12 protein-coding genes and 1 pseudogene are annotated in these 9,778 nt (G+C 55.8%); 5 read left to right on the top strand and 8 right to left on the bottom strand.

The features are described from left to right. Positions 1–121 precede the first annotated feature (121 nt). The 5 genes and pseudogenes from FSO04_RS43905 to FSO04_RS43925 all read left to right on the top strand — a co-directional run. A pseudogene (locus tag FSO04_RS43905) lies at positions 122–343 on the top strand (transposase domain-containing protein); the annotation flags it as partial. 157 nt (positions 344–500) lie between these two features. Beyond that, positions 501–1,100 (top strand): plasmid pRiA4b ORF-3 family protein, encoded by a 600-nt coding sequence (locus tag FSO04_RS43910; protein WP_154567577.1) that lies wholly within the window; start codon positions 501–503, stop codon positions 1,098–1,100. A 150-nt stretch (positions 1,101–1,250) separates the two neighbouring features. Next, entirely contained in the window at positions 1,251–1,499 is a 249-nt protein-coding gene (locus tag FSO04_RS43915; protein ID WP_154567578.1) for a hypothetical protein, read from the top strand. Between the two features lie 2 nt (positions 1,500–1,501). Beyond that, positions 1,502–3,199 carry an ApeA N-terminal domain 1-containing protein gene (locus FSO04_RS43920; RefSeq protein WP_233465431.1) on the top strand — a complete coding sequence of 566 codons (1,698 nt, stop codon included), beginning with the start codon at positions 1,502–1,504 and terminating at the stop codon, positions 3,197–3,199. A 380-nt stretch (positions 3,200–3,579) separates the two neighbouring features. Then, positions 3,580–4,629 (top strand): PDDEXK nuclease domain-containing protein, encoded by a 1,050-nt coding sequence (locus tag FSO04_RS43925; RefSeq protein ID WP_154567580.1) that lies wholly within the window; start codon positions 3,580–3,582, stop codon positions 4,627–4,629. A 51-nt stretch (positions 4,630–4,680) separates the two neighbouring features. On the opposite strand, the gene FSO04_RS43930 is transcribed toward FSO04_RS43925, so the two are convergent. The 8 genes from FSO04_RS43930 to FSO04_RS43965 form a co-directional block, all read right to left on the bottom strand. Beyond that, positions 4,681–4,950, bottom strand: coding sequence for a DUF1488 family protein (locus tag FSO04_RS43930; protein WP_154567586.1), 270 nt, complete (start codon positions 4,948–4,950; stop codon positions 4,681–4,683). Between the two features lie 326 nt (positions 4,951–5,276). Next, positions 5,277–5,618, bottom strand: coding sequence for a type II toxin-antitoxin system RelE/ParE family toxin (locus tag FSO04_RS43935; RefSeq protein ID WP_154567581.1), 342 nt, complete (start codon positions 5,616–5,618; stop codon positions 5,277–5,279). After that, positions 5,618–5,902, bottom strand: coding sequence for a type II toxin-antitoxin system Phd/YefM family antitoxin (locus tag FSO04_RS43940; protein WP_154567582.1), 285 nt, complete (start codon positions 5,900–5,902; stop codon positions 5,618–5,620). Before FSO04_RS43940 ends, FSO04_RS43935 begins: the two co-directional genes overlap by 1 nt. Positions 5,903–6,540: 638 nt before the next feature. Continuing rightward, positions 6,541–6,834, bottom strand: coding sequence for an H-NS histone family protein (locus tag FSO04_RS43945; RefSeq protein WP_168436027.1), 294 nt, complete (start codon positions 6,832–6,834; stop codon positions 6,541–6,543). Between the two features lie 100 nt (positions 6,835–6,934). Next, positions 6,935–7,360 carry a hypothetical protein gene (locus tag FSO04_RS43950; protein ID WP_154567583.1) on the bottom strand — a complete coding sequence of 142 codons (426 nt, stop codon included), beginning with the start codon at positions 7,358–7,360 and terminating at the stop codon, positions 6,935–6,937. A gap of 376 nt (positions 7,361–7,736) precedes the next feature. Continuing rightward, positions 7,737–8,132, bottom strand: coding sequence for a PIN domain-containing protein (locus tag FSO04_RS43955; RefSeq protein ID WP_154567584.1), 396 nt, complete (start codon positions 8,130–8,132; stop codon positions 7,737–7,739). Further along, on the bottom strand, positions 8,132–8,374 hold the full coding sequence (locus tag FSO04_RS43960) for an AbrB/MazE/SpoVT family DNA-binding domain-containing protein (RefSeq protein ID WP_154567588.1): 243 nt from the start codon (positions 8,372–8,374) through the stop codon (positions 8,132–8,134). The genes FSO04_RS43955 and FSO04_RS43960 overlap by 1 nt, the downstream gene beginning before the upstream one ends. A 438-nt stretch (positions 8,375–8,812) precedes the next feature. Further along, positions 8,813–9,022 (bottom strand): hypothetical protein, encoded by a 210-nt coding sequence (locus FSO04_RS43965; protein WP_154567585.1) that lies wholly within the window; start codon positions 9,020–9,022, stop codon positions 8,813–8,815. Between the last annotated feature and the right edge of the window lie 756 nt (positions 9,023–9,778).

Below are 9,778 nucleotides of genomic sequence, written 5' to 3' on the forward strand. Positions count from 1 at the left end.
GCAGAGCACCTTTTATTATGTTCAGCAATCGCAGGATATCGCGTGCCGAACAACGCTTGTCGACGCGGAACGCGCTGCATGTAACCTCTCCGGACCTTGCATAATTCCGTAGCGCGGATAAGAGCGCGACATCCGGCCATTCTGCACGGGCAGATCCTCGTGGCTGTTCAGTGACACCGTTGCCGGTGCGAAGGCCAGCGCGATGATCTATAGCCTGATGCTCACGTGCCGCGCGTGCAACGTCGAACCTTACGCATATCTCTTGCATGTGCTCACTGAGCTGCCGCAACGGCCACCCGAAGCAGACATCACCGATCTCCTGCCGTTCAACTTCGCGATGTGAAGCACTTCGACTCGAACATGCGCCTGACGCGATTCGTGTCGGTTTCCGGACAGCGCACAGCATAGGTCCCGGCACGCAGCAGGCAGGCGCAGTCGATTGCGACGCCAGGCGATAATCGAATTCCGCCTGCGTCCAATATGATGCTTTGCTCGAATCCATGACCAAGTCCTACACCATCTACACACTTCACGCGCAGATCCGTGACATCGAACCGCCCGTCTGGCGACGGATCCACGTCGACGGCAATATCACATTGCGCAAGCTGCATCACATCCTGCAAGCCGCCTTTGGGTGGACCGACTCGCATTTGCATGACTTCGAGATCGACGGGCGGACTTACGCGATGGGCGATAACGACAACATGCTCGATCTGTTTGCTGAAGATCCCGAAATGCTGGATGACCGCAAGACGCGGTTATACCGGATTGCATACCCGGGACACCGGTTCCTCTATCGATATGACTTTGGCGATGACTGGCATCATGACATTCACGTGGAAGAAGTCACTCAAACGGACCATGAGCCGCACAGCGAGGCGTGGATTGGTGCTGGAGAACGTGCCTGTCCGCCCGAGGACGTGGGTGGCACCTACGGATATGCAGAGATGTTGCGCGTTCTGAGCCTGGAGCCAGATAGCGACGAAGCGAAGCGTTATAGAACATGGGCGGGCGACGACTTCGATGCTGAACTGTTCGACCGACGGGCAGCCAACTCGACGCTGCTGCGCATGGCGTGGAACAACTGGGGCAAAAAGTAGACAGGCTTGAACCCCTGCTCTCCGATGCATCTGATGATCCGGTGTGCTTTAACTGGCGCTTACGGCAAATCGCAAGCGTGGGATATCGCGATGCACCGCTCGAAATCGATGCGCGTGAACACGAAATGGTTTGAGTGATTTGGAAAAGCTATGCCGCCCCGTGCGGACCTTGCAGGACAAGCGCGACGCGAAGCGGTTGAGGTATCGCTGCTCAATTTGCTCAACAATTACGACGCCGAGACTGCGGTGCTGAGCGATGCGGTTCCCAACTGGCTACGCGAAGAGTTGGCATGCGAAGGCGTGCAGATCTACCAAGAGCGGCACGGCACTTGGATTTTGGCGCCTTTATCTCAAACTGACGGCATTAATCAACACACGACATGCGCGCGAACGATCTAGGTATGGAACCCAAGAAGATTGACGTTCAGTTGACCCATGAGGCGGCCGGAGTGCTTGGGTCGGGCACGTTTCATTACGGAGGCGATCGGTGGGCACACGTAAGCTTTTCGTGGTCTCAGACCGTTCCAGCAGCCCTTGCAGAAGGAAGCAAGTTCGATCTGGTAAAGGCCGTTACAGAGGACGGGCAGGTGTTTTCGTTGTGTGCCTGCAAGGTACAAGGCTACTCTCTCTATGCGGACTACGTGATAGAGGCTGATCTCAACTCGACCAGCTTCGATTCAATCTCCGTGCAATATCACGACGTCTCAGAGTGGTTCCTGCACTGGCAGAACATTGATGGCGAAGTTGGAAAGACGCTGACATGGAAGAGAGTCCCTGAAGGCATCGATGTTACGGTCAGGACTGACGGCGATCATTTCGGACTTCGCAGCGAGATTATCGGCTCGCGCCGTCAGCAGGGCGAGGACGTTGTGCTCCACGAGCGCGTTGAGTTCGTGTTCACGGCGGAGGATAACGCGTTTGGCTTGGATGACCTCAAAGCGAAGTCACACGAACTTTCGTGTCTCCTGTCTATTTTGATGATGTATCCGGCAACCATTGCGGCTATCAAGGTCTCGCAAGATTCGGAGCACTACGTCCGGGTTCACTTTCCGACGTCTGTTCGCCCCGAGCGGGATCTGCAGGACTCGGGGTTCTGGCTTCGCTGCTTCATCCAGCAGCCCTGGCTCGAAGGTGAGTGGCAGTCCATCGCAAACCGCTACTATGAGTCTCGCTACCGTAAGGTCGTCTGGAGCCGTGTTGCGGGCATGCTGCGCTACGAAGGCTTCTGGGAGTACAAGGTTTTCGGATACGTGAGCCTCTTGGACAGCTACCTAGACATCCGTTTCGAAGGTACGAAGCCAACCATTCAATTGCCTCCAGCGAGGAAGAAGATCGACAGATTCCGTCGCAATCTCGCGACCGAACTACCGGCGGTGACGCAGGAACTGCGAGAACAGGTTGTCGAGATAGCCAGCAGGTCGTTCGCTTCGATCGACGACAGCTTCGAAGACAGGTTTCGCAAAGCCGCCGCCGAGATGGACACTGACATCGCGAAAATAGTCAACCTCTCGGACGAGGACTTCAAGTTCATCAGAGAAATCCGAAACAAGATCGCACATGGAGATGACCACGGACTTGAGGCGGACGAATTTCCTCGAGTAGTTCGAACAGAGGGCAAGATTGCTCTGTTGTTGACTTACTTTGCCTTTCTTGATCTTGGAGTGACTCCAGAGAAGTTCGTCAAGTGCCTGAGTTCGACACACAACAGCCTACGATTTGCTGCGATGCTGGATGATATACATCTGTCCCGCGTAAATCGCAGCGCCGAATTCTTTCCGGTAACAATGGAGAAACTCGAGCATTTCCGGACTATCAAATCGCTCCGCGTGTATGGTTGCTGTGTCCAAAACGCTGATGGGGACCTCGACTACTCGCAAGAATTCACCAAAATTTACGCGAACTGGCGAAGTGACCTCCCAAGATCATTGGGCCTGCAGACTCCGGAGAGGATATTTGGACTCAGCCAAGATGATGCACGAATGGTTGGACAAGGATACTTCGAGTGCGGCGAAGAGCGTGTTCCCGTCACTCATATGTGGATCATCAAGCACGAAGCGTGTAGTGAGAACCAGATTGGCGACCGCCCGGACCTGGCATAAACGTCACTGGTATGACGCTTAGGGATCAAGTAGTTGCATCGACTAGGTGGTTTGCCAAGCATCCTTGTAGGCACAGCGCCAGTCCGGAGTGACCGGTGAAGCATTTGTGCAGACGCGCTATGCGGAACCATTCGCTATTGGAAACTAGGGGCTGGAAACAAAAGTCTGCAAGGAACGGGAACAGTTTTATGCAAAACAGCGGTCGAAATAGCTTGACGCCATCTCCAGCGTCCGACTTTACATAACGTAAATTATCAACAATTTTAACGGGGTACGATGCTATAATCGAAGCGACTTCACCGGTTCTTGCTTGTCGATTGCCGGTTTCCCCAAGATAATTTCTGTCCGAGCGCGATCATCGGCGCCCACCGACCAAACGCATGACCAAAGATCCGGATACTCCCGTGTGGGCTGAGGACTATCGCCACTGGTTCACCGAACTCAAGCAACGCGTTGAGCACGCACGGCAGCGCGCGGTAGCCAGTGTCAATCGCGAGCTGGTCGCACTGTACTGGCAGATCGGCCGCGACATTCTTGACAGGCAGCAAAAACAAGGCTGGGGCGCGGGCGTTGTTGACCGGCTCGCGCGCGATCTCAAGGCGGCATTTCCCGACATGCGCGGCTTCTCGCCGCGCAACCTCAAGTACATGCGTGCGCTCGCGCAAGCCTTTCCGCAGCCGGAATTTGTGCAACAGCCCGTTGCACAATTACCGTGGTCGCACGTGGTGACGCTGCTCGACAAGCTGGACGACACCGCCCAGAGGATTTGGTACGCGGAAAAATCGCTTGAGCACGGCTGGTCGCGCAGCGTGCTGACCATGCAGATCGAGACGGCCGCCCATGCGCGTACCGGCAAGGCGGTGACGAATTTCGCCGACCGGCTGCCGCCAGCGCAATCGGATCTCGCGCGCGACGTACTCAAGGATCCTTATATCTTCGACTTCCTCGGCCTGACTGAGAGCGCACAGGAGCGTGACATCGAGCGTGCGCTCACCCAGCACATCACGCGTTTCCTGCTCGAACTGGGTGCCGGGTTCGCTTTCGTAGGGCGTCAGTACCGGCTGGAGGTAGGCGGTGACGAGTTTTTCATCGATCTACTTTTCTACCATCTCAAGCTCCGCTGCTATGTCGTTGTCGAACTGAAAACGACGCCGTTCAAGCCCGAATACGCGGGCCAGTTGAACTTCTACCTTTCGGCGATCGACGCGCAGGTCAAGGCGCAGGAAGACCAGCCGACCATCGGTCTACTACTGTGCAAGGAAAAGAACCGGCTCGTGGCGGAATACGCGCTGCGGGGCGTAGCCAAGCCGATGGGCGTGGCCGAGTACCAGTTCATGCGCGAGGTACCGGAATCACTGGAGACGGATTTGCCCACCATTGACCAGATTGAGGCGGAATTACGTCCCGATTTTCCTGACTCAACCACGTAGTATTTGTCAGCGCCCCGCCCTCCTCTCACCCAACCGTCAGGCAACCGTCGGTTACCTGACCAGAAAGTCGTTCACGGTCAGCCACAGCAGCTCATCTGGTCGCGCGAGTGATTTTCTTTGAGCAACCGCGACGATGCGGTTGCGACCGTTTTCAAATGCTTTGAGCGTACGCGCCGGGTCGGCGCTACGTGGTAACCAGAAATGCTGTTCGAGTGCGTCACGCGCAATTGCGCCTTCGACCTCGCGGCCGCGAATCGACACCATGAAAACCACGGCGCGTCCGTCTGGTGAGACGGCGGGCGGGCGATCAAGAACTTCCATGACGTACCTCGACAATATCATTCGCGGTCTTTGTACTTGTACTGCGCCACTCAGCGATAAATCTACTACAGAAGTTGAAAGCAGCATGATCGTCTATGACGCAACGCTTCAACCTCACCAGGTATCCCTTATCGGTAATCGCGAGGCGGCTGACGTGTTGGAGGCGGTTTTGTGTTTTGAGGTGTACCCAAGCGAAACAGACGGTTAGTTGCGTATTCGAAATCAGCATTCTCCGTTATGGTGAGCTTTTTCGGGAGCACGTGTGTACCACCTCTGGCGAGTGATCCGGCACTACAGCGTGAAGACACCTACCTATAAAGCTGAATTTACCAGCGAGAACGCAATAGTCGTTTCTGGAGAAGCGTTCGTAGATCGCGGCGCGTATCGGTGACGACGTGAATGTAAATCGTGTCGCCGCGCACCTCATAGATAACCCGATTCTGTCCGCTCAAGGCTTCCCGGAAATTCAGACCGCCGAAATCTGCAAGCTCAGCCGGTACATAACCACTCTGTGGGAATTGCCTGATATTGCTAAACGTGACGGTCAATTCCGCGGATGTCTGCTTCCACGTCTCGGCACCGAAACTTTTGAGGATGTAGCGGCGCAAATCCTTCGTATCCTCTTGCGCCTCGTCGAGAATCAGGAGCTTCGGCTTCGCCTGCCCCATCAGCGGATTTTCTCCTTCCGATCAAGGTCGTCGAGCTCGGCAAGAAACTCATCAGCATCCTTGAATTTTCCCTGCTCGATGTCCTTCTGGCCTAAGGCCAGGAGCTTGAGCAACGCCAGCGTTTGCTGGGTGTCTTCGTAGCTTTGCACGTCCTGCACGACGAGCTTCGCCTCGCCATTCTGCGTAATGAGCAGCGGCTCGCCAGAAGCCGTCAAATCCTTGACGATCTGCGCTGCGTCGCTTTTGAGGTAGCTGATTGGCTTTACGTGGTCTGCCAGGCGCATGTCCGATTCTCCGTTCGTCACCACAGTCAGACAGAATATAGACTAAATTCAGTTTTTGCAAAGTCCTGAATCAGGCTGGGCCGCTCGTGAGCTGTCATAGGGGGCTCGATTTGCCCATCCGCAAAATACGCTGCAGTTCGACACCAGTTGATTGGTCACCATGAACGCGCCGCCCTATCCTCCTGCATCGCCCGCCTCACGGGTCACGGGCGATGCAGCGCGCTGGTCGGCCCTACGTGTTCAAGTGGCGCACTACAGACAAGTGGGTTGCAAACGACACAGTAAGTTTGAACTAAAAAGTTCACGAGAAATGATCGATTATGTTATGTCAAATTAAAAATCAGAGAGCGGCGGACTTTTAATCCGTTGGTCACAGGTTCGAATCCCGTACGGCCTACCAAAAGATTCAAGGGCTTATCCGCCCCGAATATCTCGAGCGGAACCCCGCAACTTGCCTTCGTTCACGATACAGCCAAAGACTTGCTCTGCAGTCATTTTGCTGTTGCCGCGCGTCAGGTGAATCAGTCGGCTCGAAACGTCCCCGCGAATCATCTTTTCTCCAATTGTTTCGCGCCCAGCTCGTTCTGGCGTGGTTGCTGATGGCGAAGATCATCGCAACGCATCGCTTTTCCGTGGGCTCAGGGGTTAATCAAAAACGGCTCGCGCGACTGCCCTTTGATCCACATCGGCTCACGTCCCATGCCGCTCCATGTAGCACCGGACACTGGATCGCGATACTTCGCCGGTTTGGTCCCCGACTTCGGCCCGCGCTTGCCTTTGGGTTGAGCAAATACCTGCTCCGGCGTCAGCGAGTACTCGTTGATGATCTCGCGAACCTTTTCGATCGCAGCAGTGACTTCCTGCTCTTGCGCGGCGTCAATTTGCCTTTGCAGTGCCTCACGTTGCTTCAGAAGTTCACGGTAGCTTGCCACTCATTTCTCCAGTCTGTTCACTTGGTTGTCTCACGTTCGTAGCGCGACTTTTGGAATACGGCCACACCAGCTTTTCCTCGGTATGTCAGGCCGCCGCTGATTACTCTGCGCCTGGCGCTTCCTTGTCCAGTTCGTTGTAGCCCTCGGCGGGGTCATCGCCGATCACATCCTCAAATTCGAGCGAATCGGGGAAGACGTCGAGCGCCGCCTCGGTTAATTCCTCGGCCAACGCGCTGATCGCATCGATCCATTCCTTTGTCGCGATTCCCTTGTCGCCGTTCTGCCAGTTCGCCGACCTATCATCGAATTCATCTTCAAGCTCGCGATGCACGTCATCGAGCATGCCCCGCGCCACATCGACCTTTTCGTTATATGCGGCCACGTCTAGTTCCAGCTTCGCACGTGCAGCCGCAACCGCCTCATTGAACACACGCACAGACTCTTCCAACGTGCTCCGCTGCGCCGTCAGTTCGCCGAACGCTGCATCGATGCGCTTCTGATCGGCGGCTTTGATCTTGAATGCCATGCGTGTCCTCTTTCGTGATACCCGAGTCCTGCGGCTGGGGCGCTTCATTTAACTCACGATCGCCAAGGCTTTTCCGATTGTTATGTGGCATCCGCGGCGCGAGCAGCCAGCTCGGCCAAATGCTCGATTACCTTTGCTCGCGGCCGGCCCACAAAGATTACATCTTGCAAGGTCTGAGGCCCGCCGGACAGGCTCATTATGTAAGAGTCGCGTCGCGCAAACAGGTCCAGCGGATCGCGCTCGACAATGGCCTTCGACCCGTCAACGAAGCTCACAACAACGCGCTCTCGTTGGGAGTCGGCTGACACGTCTGATACGCCTGGCAAAGCGGACAAATCCGTCCGTATGTCAAGATGGTCCATGGTGCTTTCCCGCTTTACTTGATTAACCGCAAACCAGCCGACTTAGCGGCTTTCGCGTCGAACGTCGCTGTGTACTCGCAATGTGCGTCATGACAAGCGCGCTCGATCAGACAGTCGGCGAAATCGGCCTTCGAGGAAGTGAACACGCGAAGGGCTTTCCAAACTGTCTCGGCAGCTTCGACACTCAACTCCTTAGTTCGAAGAAAACCCTCAACCACCTTTGCAATCTGGTCACGATCGGCCGCGTACAGGCTGGAGAGAACCCACACGACTTCGACCAGGGCAACCTGCGTTACGTATCCGGGTTCGTCAACCGTCAGCGATTCGATCAGCGCACTCGCCTTCGGCGACTGCGCTGCATCATCTTGGGCGATGTAGCGGACTAGCACGTTTGTATCGAGACCGATCATTAAGCACCGGCTCCGCGTGCGGCGATGGCAGCATTCATATCTTCAACGGACACAGGCTTGGCCGGTTTCCCTACAAGTCCCTTGAGCGATTCCACGGATTTTGTCGCGGGCACTAACTCGTAGCGACCGGTGGTCTCGTTGAGGACGAATTCGATTCTGTCGCCGGTTCCCAACCCCAAATCGTTCCGAACGCCGACCGGGATCGTGACCTGGCCCTTTGACGTAATTGTCGCGGACGCCATGACATTCTCCTTGATTGCACAATTCCTTACTTTAAGGTAAGGCAAAGAAGAAATCAAGATCTGAATGCGGTTTTTAGTCCCCCTGTCCAGGTATATCGGCCGCTCAAGTACAAACTTCAATGCATGCCGATCCTCACTCTAAAAGACCATCAATCGCGTCGCTCGGAACGGTCAGGCGACGCATCGTCGGGCTGCGAGATTTCAATATAGGCGGTGATGGCGAGAGAGGGGGGGGGGGCAGAATCTGGCAGCTCGCTGCCAGTCCCACCAGTATCGATGAAAGCGGGACGGACTATCTATATAGGGTCGAGTGCGGTCGATCGACGTCGAAGGGCGGAGGTTCGACCACTTCGACACCCTCGCCAGCGCATGTCGTCGGTCACTGGCACACCGTGGCTCGGGCGCTGCACCAAATCAAGCGGGCCGCGTTGGCGCATACTAGAATCGGTAACCGATACCACGCGGCGTCGCAGGTGCCACATGCGAGATATTCCGATTAGTGACGATTTTCCACCAGGTTTTTGCGAGGAGGTCGGTCGCCTCGTGATAGCGTTCGGTCGCCTCGAATATCTTATCAAGCTGTGTTTCAAAGACCTCCACGGGAAGGGTTTTACTATAGGGATGGCGGAAGCCGAGTATGACGCTCAAGCGTTCGCCGACTTCTGCGCGGAAACAGGGATATTGACGAAGCTCGCGAAGAGCAAGCTATCCGCGAGGGAGGCAGACGCTTTTTGTGAGCTGATAAACAAGGCCGTGCCGTTAGGCACATTTCGAAACGACACTGTCCACGCTTGGTGGTACGCCGACTTCAAGGGGCTACCCTCCCGAATTCGACCAAAGAAGGATAGCCATGAATTGGCGGACTGGAGTCGTGGCCGTGTTGTACAGGTTACCGAAATACGGGGAGCCCGAGAGGAAATTGAGCGCATCTACCGCGATCTGGACACGCAGCGGGGAACTTGGACAGTTCGAAACCCGTAGGGCCTACCCAACATGACCCCCGCGGCGACAATAACCGCAAGGTTACCCAGTTTGCAGTTCATGCCGTTTCGCTTCCGACAACCGGCTCGCCGTTGGAAATACCACGTTCGGTGAACACCGTCGTCAGCAGATCAAGCGCCCGCACTTCGAGTGCGGGCATGCGCTCGGCTTTCGCACCGGTGACTGGTCACGTGACGACGCCACGAATGACAGTGTGCATTGCAAGCTGCCGTCAGGGTGCGATTAGATCGAAGGGCGGCAGTGGGTCGGCTACGGCCGGCCGCGTCGGGCGGCAGTCGGCCGAGCCTGTGTGAAAACACACTCATCGCCTAAACTGAATCAACTCATTGAGACCGGGTGACTCATGAAGCGATTCGTTGAAGGCGATGAGCGCAAGCAGGTCGCACTACTTCCCGAATGCGT

The organism is Paraburkholderia madseniana, assembly GCF_009690905.1.
GTDB lineage: Bacteria > Pseudomonadota > Gammaproteobacteria > Burkholderiales > Burkholderiaceae > Paraburkholderia > Paraburkholderia madseniana.

Excerpts from the sequence above, each read along its gene's own strand:
- FSO04_RS43960 (WP_154567588.1), bottom strand. The coding sequence starts at position 8,374 with ATGGCGTCCGCGACAATTACGTCAAAGGGCCAGGTCACGATCCCGGTC.
- FSO04_RS43935 (WP_154567581.1), bottom strand. The coding sequence starts at position 5,618 with ATGGGGCAGGCGAAGCCGAAGCTCCTGATTCTCGACGAGGCGCAAGAG.
- FSO04_RS43930 (WP_154567586.1), bottom strand. The coding sequence starts at position 4,950 with ATGGAAGTTCTTGATCGCCCGCCCGCCGTCTCACCAGACGGACGCGCC.
- FSO04_RS43955 (WP_154567584.1), bottom strand. The coding sequence starts at position 8,132 with ATGATCGGTCTCGATACAAACGTGCTAGTCCGCTACATCGCCCAAGAT.
- FSO04_RS43925 (WP_154567580.1), top strand. The coding sequence starts at position 3,580 with ATGACCAAAGATCCGGATACTCCCGTGTGGGCTGAGGACTATCGCCAC.
- FSO04_RS43940 (WP_154567582.1), bottom strand. The coding sequence starts at position 5,902 with ATGCGCCTGGCAGACCACGTAAAGCCAATCAGCTACCTCAAAAGCGAC.
- FSO04_RS43915 (WP_154567578.1), top strand. The coding sequence starts at position 1,251 with ATGCCGCCCCGTGCGGACCTTGCAGGACAAGCGCGACGCGAAGCGGTT.
- FSO04_RS43910 (WP_154567577.1), top strand. The coding sequence starts at position 501 with ATGACCAAGTCCTACACCATCTACACACTTCACGCGCAGATCCGTGAC.
- FSO04_RS43920 (WP_233465431.1), top strand. The coding sequence starts at position 1,502 with ATGGAACCCAAGAAGATTGACGTTCAGTTGACCCATGAGGCGGCCGGA.
- FSO04_RS43950 (WP_154567583.1), bottom strand. The coding sequence starts at position 7,360 with ATGGCATTCAAGATCAAAGCCGCCGATCAGAAGCGCATCGATGCAGCG.